We start from the raw sequence: 17,419 nt of genomic DNA, 5'->3' as shown, positions 1-17,419 counted from the left end.
CACGGGCTGCTGCCGCCACGGACGGAGCCGTCCCGCTGCGATCGCAGCGGGACGGCTTCTTCGGTCTTGACGTGCTGACCGACTAGCTGACCGGCACCGGGATGGCCCCGGTCCCCCGGTCGTGCTCGGGAGCCCGGTCGAGTCCGTGGCCCTCGGTGTCCAGGTTCGGGATGACCTTCTGCATCCACTTCGGCATCCACCAGGCTGCTTCCCCGCAGAGTGTGAGGAGCGCCGGCATGATCATCATCCGCACCAGGAAGGCGTCTGCGAGGACCCCGACGAGCAGCCCGACGGCGATCGAGGCAGCGACGGCCATCTCACTCGTGGCGAAGCCGGCGAAGACGACGGCCATGATCGTGGCTGCTGCGACGAGGACGGTGCCGGACTTGGTGAACCCGGAGAACACGGCGTCCTTCGGGCTCAGCCCACGGGAGTGTTCTTCCTTCATCCGGGACACGAGGAACACCTGGTAGTCCATCGCCAGCCCGAACAGGACCCCGACCAGGATGATCGGCAGCAGGCTCAACATCGGGTCGCCCTGGGGTGCGGCGATGAGCGGGTCGAGCCAGCCCCACTGGAAGATCGCGACCGATGCGCCGAACGCCGCTCCGACGGAGAACAGGTACCCGAGGGTGGCGAACAGGGGCACGAGCAGGGACCGGAACATCACGATCAGGAGCAGGAACGACAGCGCGACGATCACGATGATGTAGGTGATCAGTGCCCGGTTCATCTGCGCGGTGTCGTCGAGCCCGATCGCGGTCTCGCCGGTCACCTCGACGCGCACGCCGCTGATCGCCGTGGTCTCGTCGCGGATGTCCGTGACGAGCTGCTTCGTGCTCTCGGCGATCGGACCGCCGGTCGGGATGACGGTGAGGAGTGCGGCGTCGTCGGTCTTCGTGACCTGGCCGGGGACGACGGCTTCGACGTGGTCGAGGCCCGAGATCTCGTCCTCGACCGCGGTGAGGTTGCTGGTGACGTCGTCGCCCTGCACGAGCACGAGCAGCGGGGACTGGATGCCGCCGAACTCGTCGACGATCAGGTCGTAGGCCTTCCGCTCGGACGACGTCGGGTCGGAGCCACCGGGGATGTTGGAGGCCGTCTTCATGTCGAGGACCGGTGCGGCGACGAGCCCGAGGACGACGACGGCGCCGAAGAGTGCGAGCCACGGGCGTCCGGTGACGAACCTGGCCCACCCGCGGAGGAAGTTCTTGCGGTTCGCGGGACGCTGCGGGATCGGTTGGCCGGCGGCGAGGAGTTCCCGGTGCTTCCGGGGCAGGGCGCGCAACCCGAGGGTCCCCAGGATGACGGGGAGCAGCGTGAGGGCCATCAGCACCGCGATCAGGACGCTGAACGCTCCGGCGAAGCCCATCACGGTGATGACCTCGTTGCCGGTCACGACGAGACCCACGAGGGCGATGATGACCGTAAGGCCCGCGAACACGACTGCGGTGCCCGCGGTGCCGGTGGCCCGGGCGACCGCGTCGACGACACTGCGCCCCTCACGGAGCTCCGAGCGGAACCGGGTGAGGATGAACAGCGTGTAGTCGATCCCGACGGCGAGGCCGAGCATGGTCGCGAGCGTCAGGGTGGTCCCCTGGATCGGGTTGATCGCGGAGTACGCGAGGACACCGACCGTCCCGACGGCGACCCCGGAGATCGCGACGAGCATGTTCGCTCCGGCGGCCAGGAGCGAACCGAACGTCAGGAACAGCACCAGGAACGCGACCAGGATCCCGATGACCTCGCCGGGACCGAAGGTGGCGTAGGTGTCGCCGAACAGGTGTCCGCCGACCTCGGCGTGGAAGGCAGCACGGTGGTCGGCTGCGAAGTCCAGGACCGTGTCGTACGTCTTCTCCTGGTTCGCCTCGGTGACGCCGGAGAAGGTCAGCGTGGAGATGACCGTGGTGCCGTCCTTCGAGACCATCGGGCTCCGCTGGGCGAACGGGTCCGAGACCGTCTGCACGTGAGGAAGGCGCTTCGCGTCGGCGAGGACTGCCTGCACCTCGGCGGCGGTGGCCTGGTCGGTGACCTTCGCTCCGTCTCGCGCCTGGAGGACGAGCTGCAGCGTCTTCGCGTCGCCCGACGACGAGGAACCGAGGTCGAACTTCTCGTTGACGACGGTGAGCGCCTTCGCGGCGGCGGTCGTGTTGCCGGCCGAGCCGGTGGCACTGGTGTCCATGCCGGCGGCGGTGACCGCGGTGAGGCCCGCGAAGAGCACCAACCAGACGGCGACGATGATGAGCCGGTGCCGGGCGCTGAAGCGTCCGATCGCGGCGAGGACCTTGGGCATGATGCTCCCGGAGAGAAGAAGAGGAAGCCACGCGGAGACCGTCGCGGCGGGTACTCCTCAATGCTCCGAGCAACGCTCCGTCCGGCCGTCGTCCCGTCGGATCGACGGACCTACTGCGTCCGCAGTAGGTCCGGGTCAGTCGACGAGTCCGGCGCGGTAGGCGAGGGACACCAGCTGCGCACGATCACGGACGCCGAGCTTCGCCATCGCGCGGTTGGCGTGGGTCTTCACGGTGTAGGGCGAGACGAACATCTCCCGGCCGATCCGGTCGTTGTCGCCACCGCGGGCGATCGCCACCACCACGTCGTGTTCACGCGGGGTCAGCGCTCGGAGACGTTCCTGCGCATCGGTGTCGATGACGCGGTCGGACTGGGAGCTGACCTGCGCGATGACCGCGGCCTGCGCAGCCGCGGAGAGTGCTCCACCACCGAGGACGACCTCGTTGATGCCCGCCACGAGCTCGCGGGGTCCGACGGTCTTGCCGAGGAAGCCGTTCGCGCCGGCCCGGAGCGCCGAGACCACGATCTCGTCCTGCTCGAACGTCGTCAGGATGACGATGCGGAGCTGCTCGGCGGAGAACCGATCACGGAGGCGGCGTGTGGTCTCGACGCCGTCGATCCCCGGCATCCGCACGTCCAACAGGACGACGTCGACCGTCGTCGTCTCGAGGAACCGCAGGGCCTCGAAGCCGTCGCCGGCCTCGCCGACGACGGTGAGGTCGTCGTGCGCCTCGAGGATGGTGCGGAGCCCGACGCGGATCATCGCCTGGTCGTCGACCAGCAGGATCGTCGTCACGACAGCTTCCTTCCGTCCAGCGCCAGCACGGCGTGCACGACGAACCGATCGGTTCGCTCGTCGACGTCCAGTGTCCCGCCTGCGGCCCCGACGCGTTCGCGCATGCCCACGAGCCCGAACCCCGAACCCTGCGTCTGCTTGGTCCGCGGCGCGCGTGGGTTGTCGGAGACCACGTGGAGTCGACCCTGCTCGGCGCGGACGGTGATCGTGACCGGGCCGGTCCCGTACCGGTGTGCGTTGGTCAGGGCCTCCTGCACGACGCGGTAGACGGTGACCTCGACCACGGGGGCGACCGGTTCGTCCGGCAGCTCGACGTCAGCCACGACGTCGAGCCCGATCGACGTGAACGACGACACCAACGCGGGCAGCGAGCCCAGCCCGGCGACGGTCCGGTCCGGAGCGGCATCCCGTGACCGGAGGAGCTCGAGGATCTGCTGCGTCTCGGCGGTGACCATCCGCAACGCCTCACGCGCGTCACCTGCTGCGCGTGCCGCCGTCACCGGGTCGCGGTCGACGGTGACCTCGACCGCACCCAGGTGCATGCTCGCCACCGCGATCTGGTGACCGACGACGTCGTGCAGGTCGCGGGCGATGCGGAGCCGCTCGGCGTCCACGCGTCGGCGCGCTTCGAGATCCCGTGACGTGATCGCCTCGCGGGCTTGCTCCCGCAGGGCCGACCAGTACCGGAGCTGTGCCCAGACCGCGGCCCCCGTGGCTCCGGCCGCCGCACACGCCGCGACCGCCGCCAACGCGTCCGTACTGACCAGCCCCGCGCCGGACTCCACCGCGACCACGAGGTAGAGCGGCAGCGCGGTCGCGACGACCATGCGGAACGGGGCCGCACCGCGGAGGGTGACGGAGAACAGCGCGAACACCACGATCGTCCACCCCACGATCGGGTCCCACCCCTGCACCGCTGCCACCGCACAGCCGACCACGGTGAGCAGCACCCCCGGCCACGGGTAGCGACGGGCCACGGCCACACCGGCGATGCCGAGCAGCACACCGACCAACGGGAAGACCCCGGCGCCCGCGACGAGGACTCGGACGATCTCCACCGCTGCACCGGCCACGGCGAGGCCCGCGGCCAGCTCGGGCAGGAGCGCCGGTGACCGGAGCCACCACGGGTTCGGTGGCAGCACGAGATCACCGTCGTTCGTCATCCCCCGAGTCTCCTGCTTCCACCTCACCGACACGTACTGCGGACGCAGTAGGTTCGACGATCCGCGACGACGACGAGGCGCCGCGTCCCGATCCGGAGGATTGGCACCAATCCCACCGGAAGGCACCCCATGACGACGATCACTGCTCCCCGTTCCGCACCGACGACGCGACGGCACTCCCTCACCCGCGCACCGCAGCTCACCGCGTGGGCCGCCCTGATGGGTGTCTCCGAGGTCGTCCGCTTCGCCGGGTTCATGACCCTGCTCGTCGCGATGGGCGTCGAAGCCGGTGCCCGACGCGTGATCGACCACGAGGAGGCATGAGCATGCGTCCCATCCGCCCCGAGGACATCACGCTCCCCGACACCCGACCGATCGACATCACCGCGTCCATGCGCGAGGTCGAGTCCGGCGCAACGGACCCCGCCGATCGCTGAGGCCCCAAGACGGGGACCGCTGAGCAGGAACGGCACCAGGCGTCCACGCTCCCCGAGCACGCCGGACGCCGAGCGCTCTCAGCGACGCGCAGGCGCGTGCACCGCCTCGAGCACCTCGGTCCCCATGGTCCGCAGCGCCTCGACCACGGCCAACCGCCGCTGCAACGAAGCGTCATCGAACGTGACGGTCACGGCGTAGCTGACAGACGACCCGGGCCCCCGCAGGATCCCCGCCTCGGCCCGCACGCCGGTGCTCGACCCGGTGACCGCGACGACCTGCAACCCGTGGTCGAGCGCACGGTGCGCCAGGGGGTCGAGCCCGAACGACCCGGCGACCAGGTTCAGGTCACTCGCCAGGGACAACCAGCCGAGCACCCGGTTCGACACCGCCTCGTCGACGACCTCGCCGAGCGCCAGTCCACGCATCACCCACGACAGCTCTCCGGTCGGTGCGACGGAGGCGTCGGGGGCGTCGTCCGGACCGCGGCGGTCCCGCACCCGGTCGATCAACGCCGTGCGCTCGATGCCCAGGGACTCCGCACGCTCCCGGACGGCGTCGATGCCCACGGTCGACAGCAGTGCGTTCATGGCCCAGGCGTCGGCGGTGGCCCCGACCAGGGTCGCCAGGTCGGGCACCTGCATGGTCGGCTCCTGCAGGAACTGCCACAGGCCGGCACCGGTCGCGGTGTCGCGGGCCATTCGCTGCAGTCGGTCACCGTGCAGGCGGCCGTCCTCGAGCTGGGCGGCGACCTCGATGAGCAGCAGGACACGGCCCAGGCTCGCGACCGGCTGCACCAGGGTGTCGTCGATCGCGAGCAGGGCCTTGCCGCTGGAGGTGTCGATCACCGAGGCGCTGACCCCGGCGCCCTCGAGCGCGAGGGCACCGAGGGCCTCGGTGGTGGCGGTGAAGCGGTCGTCGGCCCGGCCGCTGTGCCGCCCACGACCACGGCCGCCACCTGCTGGGCGGTCGTCCGGTCGCCGGCGGCGCGACGACCGGGCCGCGTCCGGCTCCGTCATCACCAGATCGCGACGCGCTCGGCGGGGTCGAGGTACATCGCGTCCTGCTCGGTCACGCCGAAGGTGTCGTACCAGACGTCGATGTTCCGCACGACCTGGTTGCAGCGGAACTCGTTGGGCGAGTGCGGGTCGATGCTCAGCAGACGAGCCGCCTCTTCCGGGCGGATCGCCATGCGCCAGGCCTGGGCCCAGCTCAGGAAGAAGCGCTCGGCACCGGTGAGTCCGTCGACGACCGGGGGCTCCTGGCCGTCGAGCGACAGCAGGTACGCCTTCCACGCGATCGACAGGCCACCGAGGTCACCGATGTTCTCGCCGATCGTCAGGGCACCGTTCACGTGGCTGTCGGGCACCTCGGTCGGCACCAGGGCGTCGTACTGGGCGATGAGGGCCTTGGTGCGCTCCTCGAACGCCGCGCGGTCGGCCTCGGTCCACCAGTTCTCGAGCTTGCCGTCGCCGTCGTACTGCGACCCCTGGTCGTCGAAGCCGTGGCCGATCTCGTGCCCGATGACGGCACCGATCGCGCCGTAGTTCGCGGCGGCGTCGCGGTCTGCGTCGAAGAACGGGAACTGCAGGATCGCGGCCGGGAACACGATCTCGTTGAAGCCGGGGTTGTAGTACGCGTTGATCGTCTGCGGGGTCATGAACCACTCGTCGCGGTCGATCGGCTTGCCGATCTTGCCGAGCTCGCGGTCGACCTGGAACGAGGCGACGGCGCGGACGTTCGCGACCAGGTCGTCGGAGAGGACGGGCAGCGCCGAGTAGTCGCGCCACTTCACCGGGTAGCCGATCTTCGGCGTGAACTTGTCGAGCTTGTCGAGCGCACGGGCACGGGTCTCGTCGGTCATCCAGTCGAGCGCCGTGATGCTCTGCCGGTACGCCTCGACCAGGTTGGCGACGAGGTCGTCCATCTTGGCCTTCGAGGTCTCGTCGAAGTGCTCCTGCACGTAGATGCGGCCGACGGCCTCGCCCATCGCGCCCTCGACCAGCGAGACGCCACGCTTCCAGCGCTCGCGCTGCTTGGGCGCACCGGTGAGTGCGGTGCCGTAGAACGAGAAGTTCGTGGCCGAGAACGCGCTCGTCAGGTACGCGGCGGAGCCCCGGATGACCTGCCAGCGCAGCCAGTCCTTCCAGACCTCGAGCGGCTGGTCGTTCAGCAGGTCGGCCAGGCCGGTGATGAACGAGGGCTCGCGCACCACGACGGTCTCGAACGCGCCGGCCGGGGCGTCGATGGCCTGCCACCAGGTCTGCAGGTCGACGCCCTTCGCGAGCGCGGCGACCTCGGCCCAGGGCAGCTTGTTGTAGGTCTTCTGGCTGTCACGCGTGGTGACGTTGTCCCAGTGCTGGGCGGCGAGGGCCGTCTCGAGCGCGATGACGTGCTCGGTGCGGGCGCCGCCGTCGTCGAGGCCGGCGAGCGGGAACATCGCCGCGACGAACTCGCGGTACTTCTCGCGGATGTCGGCGAAGCGCTCTTCGCGGTAGTACGACTCGTCGGGCAGCCCGAGACCGGACTGCTCCAGGAACACGACGTAGGACTCGGGGTCGCCCGGGTCGTTGTCGACGAAGAGCTGCAGGAAGCTCGGCAGGCCGATGCGCTCGAAGCGGCCGACGGCGGCGATGACCTCGGGCACGGACTGGATCTCGGTGATCTCGGCGAGCAGGTGCTCGATCGGTGCGGTGCCGAGCTCCTCGAGCCGCGCTTCGTCGGTGAACGAGGTGAAGAGGTCACCGACCTTGCGCTCCTCGGTGCCGGGGGCGGCCTGCTGCGAGCGCTCGATGATGTCGCGCACGGCGATCTCGGCGGCTTCGGCCAGCACCGTGAAGGAGCCGTACCGGGCCTTGTCGTCGGGGATCGGCGTCGCCTCGATCCAGGTCCCGTTCACGTGGCGGTACAGGTCGTCCTGGGGGCGCACCGCGGGGTCGAGTTCGTCAGTGTGGATGCCGGAGGCACGTGCGACGTCGGTCATGCGGTCCACGATAGCCACCGACCCCATGGGGCAGGTCGATCCGGGTCGTCACCGGTGCATCGCTGCCGGTACGGTCATCGCATGGGACTTCCGTGGAAGCTGCACGGAGACGGCAAGACCGTCTCCGCGACGACGATCGTGGCACCCGACGAACGGCTCACCTGGCCCCGGACCATCGGCCTCGGCGTGCAGCACGTCGTCGCGATGTTCGGCGCCACGTTCCTGGTGCCCCTGATCACCGGGTTCCCGCCGTCGACGACGCTGCTGTTCAGCGGCATCGGCACGATCCTGTTCCTGCTCATCACGGGTAACCGCCTGCCGAGCTACCTCGGCTCGTCGTTCGCCTTCATCGCCCCGATCGGTGCGGCGACCAAGATCGGCGGCATCCCGCTCGCCCTGTCCGGCATCATCGTCGTCGGCGCGCTGCTCGCGATCGTCGGGCTCGTCGTGCACCTGGCCGGCGCCGGGTGGATCGACCGGCTGATGCCCCCGGTGGTCTCGGGCGCGATCGTCGCCCTGATCGGCTTCAACCTGGCTCCGTCGGCCCGGGACAACTTCACGGAAGCCCCGGTCATCGCGCTCATCACCCTCGCGACGATCATCCTGGTCACCGTCCTGTTCAGGGGCCTGATCGGCCGCCTGTCGATCGTCATCGGCGTGCTCGTCGGGTACGTGGCAGCGCTCATCGGCGGTCAGGTCGACTTCTCGAAGGTCGGCGACAAGCCGTGGATCGGTCTGCCGGACTTCACCGCTCCCGCGTTCGACCCGTCGCAGCTCCCGATCTACCTGGCGTTCGTACCGGTCGTCCTGGCGCTGGTCGCCGAGAACGTCGGCCACGTCAAGGGCGTCGGGCAGCTGACCGGCCGTGACCTCACGCCGCTCACCGGTCGTGCGCTCTTCGCCGACGGCATCTCGACCGTCCTGGCCGGCGTCGGCGGCGGCTCCGCCACCACCACCTACGGCGAGAACATCGGCGTCATGGCCGCCACCCGCGTCTTCTCCACCGCCGCCTACTGGGTCGCCGCGATCGCGGCCGTCCTGCTCGGCCTGTCGCCGAGGATCGGCGCCGTCATCTCCTCGGTGCCCGCCGGCGTGCTCGGCGGCGCCACCACCGCGCTCTACGGCCTGATCGGCATCATCGGCATCCGGATCTGGGTCGAGAACCGCGTCGACTTCTCGAAGCCGAAGAACCAGCTGACCGCCGGCATCGCCCTGATCATCGGCATCGCGAACTTCACGTTCACGTTCGGCCAGGCGAGCTTCGGCGGCATCATCGTGGGCACGATCGCCGCGATCGTCGTCTACCACCTGATGGACGTCATCGGCCGGGCCCGCGGCACCGACGAGCCCTCGACCGAGGCCGCCGACCCCGTGCACGCCGCCACTAGCGCGGTCCCCGCGGAACCGCGCGCAGACTGACTCGAGTGGTCGGCCGGAACGCGCGTCCGGCCTGACGACGTGGGACCACCGGACTGGAGGCCCGTGGCGGACACGGCCACGGGCCTCCAGTCCGTCACGTGGTGCGTTGCGGACCGGAACGCCCCCCAGTCGGTCGCTCCGGTCCGCACACCCCTCGCCCGGTTCAGCGGGGCGCGCTGGGCGACGGGGTCGCGGTCTGCACGGACTCCTGCTCGTCGATGTACCGCTGATCGAGTGGGACCTCATCGGCAACCCCCGCCGTCCACTGCCCGACGACGGTCGTGCCGTCGGACTCGTACACGTCGCCGCCGTCCGGCTCGCTCCACAGGACCCAGCCCTTGCGGCCGTTGTCCGCCCTCCCGGGGACCAGATCCGGGTGACCCGACGCGTTCGGGACCCCGTAGGTCTGGCCCTTGTCGTTGACCGCCCAGTCCGACGTGACCGCGTTGGCGTACTGCAGCGTCGCCGTCCACCGCGTCCCCGCCGACGCTTCGATGCTGAACGTCGTGGTCCCTCGCTCCGGGAGGCGGCCGTCGACGACGCGCATCGTCCCTTCGTCCCGACAACTCAGGCCGGATGCGCCACCTCCGACGGTGAGGACGCGGACCATGCCGACGTCGTTGCGGCACGTGATGTCGACGATCACGGCACCCGCGGTGTCGGGAGCCCGCCCGATGTCGATCAGGGCGGGACCGGTGTGCGTCGCAGTGGTCGTGCGTCCCACTGCTGCCGTCGTCGTGGTCCCCGGGAGCCCGGCGACGACCAGGGCGGCGGCGCTCGTCGTCACCGCGATCGCCGCGACGGAGACGATCGAAACGCCGAGGCGTGCTCGTCGTTGCTGGCGCTGCAGGGCGCTCCGTCGTGTCCCGATGGCGGCCAGCTCCGAGCGGACCGCTGCAGCAGCGTCGGGGTTCATGTCGATGCTCATCAGTAGGTGCCTTCCGGTGCGTTGCGGACACTGGGACGGAGGTCGTGCAGGTCGCGTTGCAGGCGCTGCCGCATCCGGTGCAACCGCACGCGTGCCGCCGGCGGTTTGAGACCGACCGCCTGCGCGGCCTGCCAGACCGGCATCTCCTCGACCCCGGTGAGCACCAGCAGCGCGGCGTCCTGCGGCGCGAGTCCCCGGATCGTCGTCCTGAGGCGTTCGCGGGCCTCGAGGTCTTCGGCGTCCGTGGCTGGAGCGTGGGGATCGTCCCGAGGGAGTGCGTCGAGGAGCTTCCGGTACCGCGCCGCTGCGCGTCGATGGTTCTGGGTCAGGTTGACCGTCGTGACCAGCAACCACGGAGCGACGGAACCCGCCACGAGGGTGACGCTCTTGCGCTTGCGCCAGAGCTCGTAGAACGCCGCCGCCGTGATGTCCTCGGCGTCGTGCGAGTTCTCCGTCAGGCTCAACGCCCGTCGGTAGATGCGTGGTCGGTGCCGGTCGAACAGCGCGGCGAACGCAGCCCCGTCATCACGGACCGCTCGCGTCCACAGGGGGCCGTCGTCCTGTTCGTCCTTCACACTCTGGAGTGTCCGGTCATGGCTCCAGCGTTACAGACGCCAGCGGATCAGCTCGTCGCGCAACGAGGTCGTCCGTGGCGCAAGCCCGAGGACTTGGTACCCACCGGGCTGGAGGCTCGTGGCGGCGCCGCCACGAGCCTCCAGTCCGTCACGGGGTCGCGCCCACCGCGCCTGGTGACCACGACGGGTCGGCATCGCCGACAGAATGGGTCGGTGCACCGACCGACGCGACCCGCTGTGACCGCTGAGCGGCGCGCGGTCGACCGCGACATCGTGCGGCTGGCGGTGCCGGCGCTCGGAGCGCTCGTGGTCGAGCCGCTGTTCCTGCTGACCGACACCGCGCTCGTCGGGCACCTCGGGGCGACGCCGCTGGCGGCCGTCGGGCTCGCGAGCGCCGTGCTGTCGACGGTGACCGGACTGCTGGTGTTCCTGGCGTACTCGACGACCCCGGCCGTGGCGCGGGCGCTCGGTGGTGGCGACCGTCGCGGAGCCGTGCACGCCGGCATCGACGGGATGTGGCTCGCGCTCGTGCTGGGGGTGGTGCTGGCGCTGGTCGGGTGGCCGCTCGCCGGGCCGCTCGTCGACCTGTTCGGCGCCTCGGCCGAGGTGTCGGCCGCCGCGACCGCGTACCTGACCATCTCGCTGATCGGGCTGCCCGGCATCCTGGTCGTGACCGCCTCGACCGGACTGCTGCGTGGGCTGCAGGACACGAAGACCCCGCTCGTCGTCGCGACCATCGGGTTCGTCGCGAACGGGCTGCTCAACGCCGTCCTGATCTACGGCGCCGGCTGGGGCGTCGAGGGATCCGCCGCCGGCACCGTCATCGTGCAGTGGGCGATGGCCGTCGTCTACGTGCGCATCGCGGTGCGGGCCGCTCGGTCGTCGGGCGCGCCGCTGCGACCCGGCGCCTCCGGCGTCGCCCGGGCCCTGCGGTCTGGCGCCTGGCTGTTCCTGCGGACCGCGTCGCTGCGGATCGCGATGCTCGCGACCGTCGGGGCCGCTGCCGGGCTGGGGACCACCGGGCTGGCGACGACGCAGGTCGGGCTGACCGTCTTCTCGACGCTGGCGTTCGCGCTCGACGCCCTGGCGATCGCCGGGCAGGCGCTCGTCGGGCACGGACTCGGCGGACGTGACCCGGAGCGGGTGCGACTGGTGACGCGCCGGCTCGTGCTGCTCGGGATCGCCGGTGGTGTGCTGCTCGGGGTGCTGACCCTGGCGGTGAGCGGCGTACTCGGGCCGGTGTTCTCGGACTCGCAGGCGGTGCGGGACGCCCTGCCCGTCGTGCTGGTGCTCATCGCCGTCGGGATGCCCGTCGCCGGGTACGTCTTCGTGCTCGACGGAGTGCTGATCGGCGCCGGTGATGCGCGGTATCTGGCCATCGCCGGAGGCCTGAACCTCGTCGTCTACTTGCCGCTGCTGTGGTGGGTCGGTGGGACGCTCGCGGGGTTGTGGGCGGCCTTCGCCCTCGGGTACATCGGGGTCCGGGCGGTGACGCTCGGGGTGCGGGCGCACCGGCGCGGCTGGGTGGAACAGGCGTTGGCGCGGTGAGCGAGCCTGCTGCTTCTGCGGCACCGTCGTCTTCGGTGGCTTCGTCGGCCGTGCTCGCCACGGTCGGCATCGGGGTGCAGGGCGTCGCGAAGCTGCTCGTGACCGTCGTCGTCGGTCGGGTGTTCGGCACCGAGACCCTCGGGCAGACCACCGCGCTGCTGTCGCTCTCGGTGTTCGTCGCCCTGCTCTGGCCGAACGCCGCGGGCAACACCGCGTCGCGGTTCCTGGCGATCGCGCTGCGGGGTCGACGGTCGGACGCCGCGGTGAACCGGCTGCTCGGGGTCTCGATGCTGGTGTCGAGCGTGGTGCTCGCCGCGGTCACCGTGCCGATCGCGCTGGCCTGGGGCAACGGCCCCGGCATGGTGCTCGGTGGTGCCGCGGTCGTCGTCGGCTACGGCCTCTACTGCTACGCCCGCGGCGCGCAGCTCGGCTACGACCGGGCACCCCGGGTCGCGCTGTGGGACTCCGTGACGAGCGTGTTGGCGCTCGGGCTGCTCGTGGTGGCGTGCGTCGCCCGCCTCGAGCCCTTCGTGCTGCTGCCCCTGGCCATCGGGTACACGGTGTTCGCGATCGCGTGCTGGCCGCGGGGCAACGGCTTCGCTGCTGCAGCTCGCGAGCCCGCTGCCGGGGTGCTCGGGTTCGCGGCATGGAACGTGCTGGCGGTGGTGACCTCGAACGGGTTGCTGCAGTTGACGATGATCTCGGCGCAGGTGACGTCGTCGGCGCACGACGCCGGCGTCTACGCCGCTGCGTTCACCCTGGCGACGCCAGCGTCGATGCTCGGGCAGGCGTTGGGGCAGGTGCTCGTGCCGGCGTTCGCGCACCGGACCGATGGTGGATCGCTGCGCTCCCGCGGCGCCCTGCTGCTCGTCGTCGGGTTCGCCGCTGCGTCCGCCGTCGTCTTCGGCCTGGTCGCCCTGCTCGCCGGGTGGTTCCTGCCGATCGTCTACCCCGCCGAGGGCGCCGCTGCCGTCGCGGACCTGCGGTACCTGATGGTCGCGGTGTGGGTGTTCACCGTCGGGCTCGTGCCTGCCGCGCTACTGCTCGCCGCTGGACGCTCACGCCAGGTCGCCCTTGCCTCGGTCGCCGGGTTCGTCGTGGGCGCTGGGCTCATGGCGGTGCTCGGACCGATCGCTGGTGTCGCTGGTGGGACGACGGGATTCTTGGTGGGGAGTGCGGTGAACCTGGTTGCGGTGGTGGGGCTCGGGGTGCGCACCAGCGCCGTGCCTCAACAATCCGTAGGGAATGTCGCATGAAGCTCGCACGGAACCACTCGCGGACCCCGCTGCTCACGAGCATCGGGATCGTCGCCGCGGTCGCGTTGGCCGGCTGCTCCGGACACAACGTCCCGACCGATGTCGGAGGCGAACCCTCCGACGCCTCGGAGACCGCCGCGAGACAAGCAGCGGTCGAGGGTCTCGAGGAGCACGACGAACACCGCTTCGTGTCGGCCGTGGGACAGGATCAGCGTTCCGGCGCGGTCACGGCGTGGAAGGTCTGCCAGCCGCTCCTGACACCGGGTGCGAAGGTCACCTCGAACGATGCGGTGGTGACGACCATCGTCGGCGTCTTCGTGCACCCTGCCGACAAGCGGGCGAAGGACTGCTGGGTCACGCTGTCGTGGACAGAAGGTCAGGGGTGGAGCATGACGGCTGAACTGTCCGCCGCCGACGACTAGGCCGCACACGCTTCGTGCGCTGGAGCCCGTGGCCGTGGTGCGGGCGAGTTCCCTCGACCCCGCCGGTCAGGGGGCCGCTGCTGCGCCGCTACGGGGCCAGTTCGAGCACGCCGTCACGTTCCCGGATCGAACCGTGCTCGGGGATCCACACCTGAAGCTCGTCGACAGTGAAGTGCTCGAGCTCGTCGTGGTGGGTGCGGAGGAACGACGACACTCCCGGCGGCATCGGGAACCGTCCATCCACGCCCTGGACGACTGCGGTGAGGTCGTCGGCGTCCAGCTCCCAAGTCCCACGGGGCGGTGGGAAGTACGGCTTCCACGCGACGACGTTGTACCCCTGCGACTTAGCGCGGGCCGAGCGATCCAGGCCCGCCGAGGGCGAGTTCGGCGAGCCCGAACAGGTACTTCGCGGTCGGCGGGTGCTCGAGGTTCCGGATGAAGACGTCGTGGACGTACTCCCACCCGGAGACGACCTACACGTCCTCGTCGACGTCCACACGCTGCCGACCGACGTGCCAGTACGCGAACACCAACGCCACACCGACCACGATGACGAACGTGACGACGCGCAGGAGCTGTTGGCGATCGAGCGATCGTCGAGTTCGATGAGGAGCCGTCACGACAATCTCGTCTTCCACGCACGCCGACCGCAGCGGCCACGCCACCCGACGGACGGACTCGTTTGCCGACGGCCGCTACTGCTCGCGCTGCCGCATCCGCCGGGCCGTCCGCGACGCGCACGACGCCGCACACCGACGCCACCCCCGACACGAAACAGCCGGCCGTTCCTTCGGGTGACCGGCCGTTCTCGTTGATGCCGACGAAGCGATTTTCTGTGGAAGCAGCAAGGTTCGCGGTGCGCCGGGAGGACCGGCTACTCTCCAGCCGAGACGACAGTTCACGCCGAGGGGCGGTGTGGCTCGTCCGTGAAGTGGGGAAAAGTGAATACTCCGTTTGTGCTGCCGAGATCGAGAACTCTCTGGCGGTCGCTCGTCCTGATCGTCATGGTCGTCGCGCTTGCACTCGCCTCGATCGTGGCGATGTCGCCACCTCGAGCCGAGGCAGCTGGCGCTTGTGGGACGGCTTGCGACGACATCTCTGCCGACCCGGCAACGCTCGCGAAGCAGCTCGGGGGCTTCGTTACAGCGGGTACCTTCACCGCGACCGCGAACGGCGCGGGCGACACCAACGATCTGTACCGAAACGAGATCCTCCCGATCGCGAACGGGAACCCGACGCCGGGTTGCCAGCTCGACACTCGGGTCCTCCAGACACTCGTCATCGTGACCAAGAAGTTCGGATCGTTGCGGGTCAATGACCTGAACCGTCGTTGCCCGACGATGACGCACCCCGTCTCCTGCGCGAGCAACGAGGGCTCGCTGCACTGCATCGACCCGAGTGTCGCGATCGACTTCGGTTCCGTCGGCGGGTCCACTGTTCAGGGTCCTGACGCACGCACGCACGAGTTGCTGGACTTCCTCGACACCTTCGTTCCGAAGGGGACGCAGGCTGGGCAGGTGCAGTGCCGGTCCACCTGGTCCTTCACGAACATCACCCGCCAGTTCTCAGACCCCTGCAGCCACCAGCACGTGGACTTCAGCAACGTGACCAGCCCGCTGTCGATCTCACCGTCGTCGTACTCCAACGGCACCGCCGTGGCGGTGCGTGCGAACACCGGCACATTGTGGACGTGGACCGGCAGCGCCGGCACTCCCGGCTTCGCTGCGAACTCCGGCCGACAGATCCAGGACGGTACTTCCCCCGCACTTGCACGGGACGGTTCGAACGCCGCAGCCGCCTACGTCGACCCCAGCGGGACGCTCTGGACCTGGAAGGGCAAGGCCGGCACGACCGGCACCGCCGCTTCGGCCGGAGTCGGCGTCAAGCCAGGCACCAGCCCGGACATCGTCTCGCTCGGCGATGGAAACTTCGCCGTCGCGTTCCAGGCGAACACCGGGGATCTCTGGACCTGGAAGGGCACCGCTGGCTCAACGGGCTACGCGCAGTCCACCGGACAGGGCATGAAGGACGGCACCAACCCGTCCATCACCACCGTCGGCAGCGGCGTGTCCGTCGCCTACCAGGCCGAAAGCGGTGGCCTCTGGACCTGGTACGGCCCGGCCGCGACCGCCGGAACCGCCAAGAGCGCAGGCCTCGGGATGAAGGACGGGACAAGCCCGGCGATCACACGTGTCAACGGGTCCACCGTCGCCGTGTCAGCGCAAGCGAACACCGGCAAGCTCTGGGTCTGGAGCGGCACACCGCGGACGACCGGGCTCGCCGTGCAGACCGCTGTCGGCATGAAGGCGGGCACCAGCCCGTCGATCACGCTCGTGGGGTCGGAACTCGCCGTGGCAGCACAAGCGAACACCGGAGACCTCTGGACCTGGCACGGAGCTCCGGGCGATGCCGGGTTCGCACACTCGGCGGACGTCGGTATGAAGACCGACACCAGCCCGTCAGCAGTGACCGAGGGCGACCACCTCGCCGTCGCAGTCCAGGCGAACACTGGCTCGCTCTGGACGTGGACCGGCGACGCCGGCACGGACGGCTTCGCTTCCGCCGGCAACGTCGGTATGCGGAACGACCCCGGGATCGGCTAAGCCCGAAACACCGGACCGAAGAAACGCCCTGTCTCCGCACACTCGGAGACAGGGCGTTTCCCGTCCAACCGCGCCCCAGCTCGACCTGTTCGGTGAGCTCCGCCGTGATCAGGCCGTCCGCGACTTCCAGGCCTGCGGCACCGCCATCCAGGCGTGACTACGCCGCGCTTCGGACGCTGGCCTGGGCGGCCCCCAAGACGAGCAGGGTGCGCCGCGCCCATGCAGGTCCCGTCCCCCGTCCGACCGGAGGGGTGGCTCGTCGGTCAGGACGTCGGCACGACTCCGAAGGCCGAAGGGCTCCTGCCGATGGCGTGCAGCAGCCCGCGAACCTCCCATGAGCCGGCTCCGACCTCGATCGCGTGTTCGGCCGGCGTGTCGATGCGGCCAGTGATCGCCCGGTTGTTCGTCCGCGTCACGCCTTTCGAGAGGACGAGTTTCCCGCAGTCCTCCGTGGTGATGACGACCCGCGCATCCTGGCCACCGATGCCACGGTTGGACGATCCGCGGGTGATGCCCTCGGCAGACGTGACGTGGCAGCGAAGCTTGACCCGGTGGCCGAGGTCGTACGAGCGCAGCGCGGCCGGAGCGATCAGCCCGGCCACGACGATGACGATGATCACGCCGACCCCGACGACGAAACGGACCACGGCGCGAGCCCGTGCGCGAGCCGCGCCGTCGTCAGTGGGTTCAGCGCGCGATCAGCTCGATGGCCGGTCATGATCATCCTCTCGCCGGGTGGCCCGTCCACGTTGCCGGACCGCTGGCGTCAGAAGCTGTCCCTCTGAGACGTCCGCTCCTGTCACACCGCCTTCGCCTCCGAGCACGAGCGACCTATCTCGGCCCCTCATCCCCAAAGCGTGATGGCGTCAGCGCGCATCCTCCAGCGTGATCGTCTACAACACCCTGGGCTGTGCTGCAGCCCCCATCTGCCACCGCGAACAATAAGCGCAGCACCGAGACGATATGACGCTCTTAGGTCAACCCACGCAGCGAACCCCT

At 70.1% G+C, this 17,419-nt stretch carries 16 protein-coding genes; 6 read left to right on the top strand and 10 right to left on the bottom strand.

Annotated features, from left to right (window positions below):
* Positions 1 to 82: 82 nt before the first annotated feature.
* The 3 genes from DEJ11_RS00605 to DEJ11_RS00595 form a co-directional block, all read right to left on the bottom strand.
* Complete coding sequence (locus DEJ11_RS00605; RefSeq protein ID WP_111105124.1) at positions 83 to 2,293, bottom strand: MMPL family transporter; 2,211 nt, start codon at positions 2,291 to 2,293, stop codon at positions 83 to 85.
* Positions 2,294 to 2,428: 135 nt separating this feature from the next.
* Positions 2,429 to 3,088, bottom strand: a complete 660-nt coding sequence (locus tag DEJ11_RS00600) for a response regulator transcription factor (RefSeq protein WP_111045623.1) — start codon at positions 3,086 to 3,088, stop codon at positions 2,429 to 2,431.
* On the bottom strand, positions 3,085 to 4,251 hold the full coding sequence (locus tag DEJ11_RS00595; RefSeq protein WP_111105123.1) for a sensor histidine kinase: 1,167 nt from the start codon (positions 4,249 to 4,251) through the stop codon (positions 3,085 to 3,087). Before DEJ11_RS00595 ends, DEJ11_RS00600 begins: the two co-directional genes overlap by 4 nt.
* A 129-nt stretch (positions 4,252 to 4,380) precedes the next feature.
* On the opposite strand from DEJ11_RS00595, the gene DEJ11_RS00590 reads away from it, so the two are divergent.
* Positions 4,381 to 4,575: a hypothetical protein gene (locus DEJ11_RS00590; RefSeq protein ID WP_111105122.1), complete on the top strand. Its 195-nt coding sequence runs from the start codon at positions 4,381 to 4,383 to the stop codon at positions 4,573 to 4,575.
* Between the two features lie 191 nt (positions 4,576 to 4,766).
* Here DEJ11_RS00590 and DEJ11_RS00585 read toward each other — a convergent pair whose 3' ends face one another.
* Both DEJ11_RS00585 and DEJ11_RS00580 read right to left on the bottom strand, forming a co-directional pair.
* The gene (locus DEJ11_RS00585; RefSeq protein WP_071404465.1) at positions 4,767 to 5,705 is read right to left on the bottom strand and encodes a serine hydrolase; all 939 of its coding nucleotides are present in this window, start codon (positions 5,703 to 5,705) and stop codon (positions 4,767 to 4,769) included.
* Positions 5,705 to 7,669 (bottom strand): M13 family metallopeptidase, encoded by a 1,965-nt coding sequence (locus DEJ11_RS00580; RefSeq protein WP_111105135.1) that lies wholly within the window; start codon positions 7,667 to 7,669, stop codon positions 5,705 to 5,707. Before DEJ11_RS00580 ends, DEJ11_RS00585 begins: the two co-directional genes overlap by 1 nt.
* An 81-nt stretch (positions 7,670 to 7,750) precedes the next feature.
* On the opposite strand from DEJ11_RS00580, the gene DEJ11_RS00575 reads away from it, so the two are divergent.
* Entirely contained in the window at positions 7,751 to 9,088 is a 1,338-nt protein-coding gene (locus DEJ11_RS00575) for a uracil-xanthine permease family protein (protein ID WP_111105121.1), read from the top strand.
* A gap of 163 nt (positions 9,089 to 9,251) precedes the next feature.
* Here the strand turns inward: DEJ11_RS00575 and DEJ11_RS00570 are convergent, their stop codons facing one another.
* Together DEJ11_RS00570 and DEJ11_RS00565 are read right to left on the bottom strand one after the other, a co-directional pair.
* Complete coding sequence (locus tag DEJ11_RS00570; protein ID WP_111105120.1) at positions 9,252 to 10,016, bottom strand: hypothetical protein; 765 nt, start codon at positions 10,014 to 10,016, stop codon at positions 9,252 to 9,254.
* Positions 10,016 to 10,591, bottom strand: coding sequence for an RNA polymerase sigma factor (locus DEJ11_RS00565; protein ID WP_056072533.1), 576 nt, complete (start codon positions 10,589 to 10,591; stop codon positions 10,016 to 10,018). The genes DEJ11_RS00570 and DEJ11_RS00565 overlap by 1 nt, the downstream gene beginning before the upstream one ends.
* 237 nt (positions 10,592 to 10,828) lie before the next feature.
* Between DEJ11_RS00565 and DEJ11_RS00560 the strand changes: the two genes are divergently transcribed.
* The 3 genes from DEJ11_RS00560 to DEJ11_RS00550 are packed head-to-tail and all read left to right on the top strand — an operon-like array spanning position 10,829 to position 13,817.
* Positions 10,829 to 12,139: an MATE family efflux transporter gene (locus DEJ11_RS00560; protein ID WP_111105119.1), complete on the top strand. Its 1,311-nt coding sequence runs from the start codon at positions 10,829 to 10,831 to the stop codon at positions 12,137 to 12,139.
* Positions 12,140 to 12,174: 35 nt separating this feature from the next.
* Positions 12,175 to 13,395 carry a lipopolysaccharide biosynthesis protein gene (locus DEJ11_RS00555; RefSeq protein WP_111105118.1) on the top strand — a complete coding sequence of 407 codons (1,221 nt, stop codon included), beginning with the start codon at positions 12,175 to 12,177 and terminating at the stop codon, positions 13,393 to 13,395.
* Positions 13,392 to 13,817, top strand: coding sequence for a hypothetical protein (locus tag DEJ11_RS00550; protein WP_111105117.1), 426 nt, complete (start codon positions 13,392 to 13,394; stop codon positions 13,815 to 13,817). Before DEJ11_RS00555 ends, DEJ11_RS00550 begins: the two co-directional genes overlap by 4 nt.
* Before the next feature lie 88 nt (positions 13,818 to 13,905).
* Here the strand turns inward: DEJ11_RS00550 and DEJ11_RS00545 are convergent, their stop codons facing one another.
* Together DEJ11_RS00545 and DEJ11_RS00540 are read right to left on the bottom strand one after the other, a co-directional pair.
* Positions 13,906 to 14,043, bottom strand: a complete 138-nt coding sequence (locus DEJ11_RS00545) for a hypothetical protein (protein ID WP_181440898.1) — start codon at positions 14,041 to 14,043, stop codon at positions 13,906 to 13,908.
* Positions 14,044 to 14,290: 247 nt separating this feature from the next.
* Positions 14,291 to 14,455 carry a hypothetical protein gene (locus tag DEJ11_RS00540; RefSeq protein WP_284176640.1) on the bottom strand — a complete coding sequence of 55 codons (165 nt, stop codon included), beginning with the start codon at positions 14,453 to 14,455 and terminating at the stop codon, positions 14,291 to 14,293.
* Positions 14,456 to 14,773: 318 nt separating this feature from the next.
* Here DEJ11_RS00540 and DEJ11_RS00535 point away from each other — a divergent pair, with 318 nt between their 5' ends.
* A complete protein-coding gene (locus DEJ11_RS00535; RefSeq protein WP_284176639.1) occupies positions 14,774 to 16,420 on the top strand; it encodes a serine-rich family protein in 1,647 nt (548 codons plus the stop codon).
* A 263-nt stretch (positions 16,421 to 16,683) separates the two neighbouring features.
* Here the strand turns inward: DEJ11_RS00535 and DEJ11_RS00530 are convergent, their stop codons facing one another.
* Positions 16,684 to 17,040 carry a hypothetical protein gene (locus DEJ11_RS00530; RefSeq protein WP_146250107.1) on the bottom strand — a complete coding sequence of 119 codons (357 nt, stop codon included), beginning with the start codon at positions 17,038 to 17,040 and terminating at the stop codon, positions 16,684 to 16,686.
* Positions 17,041 to 17,419: the final 379 nt, after the last annotated feature.

This window comes from Curtobacterium sp. MCLR17_058 (genome assembly GCF_003234705.2).
In the GTDB taxonomy this organism is placed as follows: domain Bacteria; phylum Actinomycetota; class Actinomycetes; order Actinomycetales; family Microbacteriaceae; genus Curtobacterium; species Curtobacterium flaccumfaciens.
Note: the sequence above shows the minus strand (reverse complement) of the source record. Positions and strands in the feature narration are given on the sequence as shown.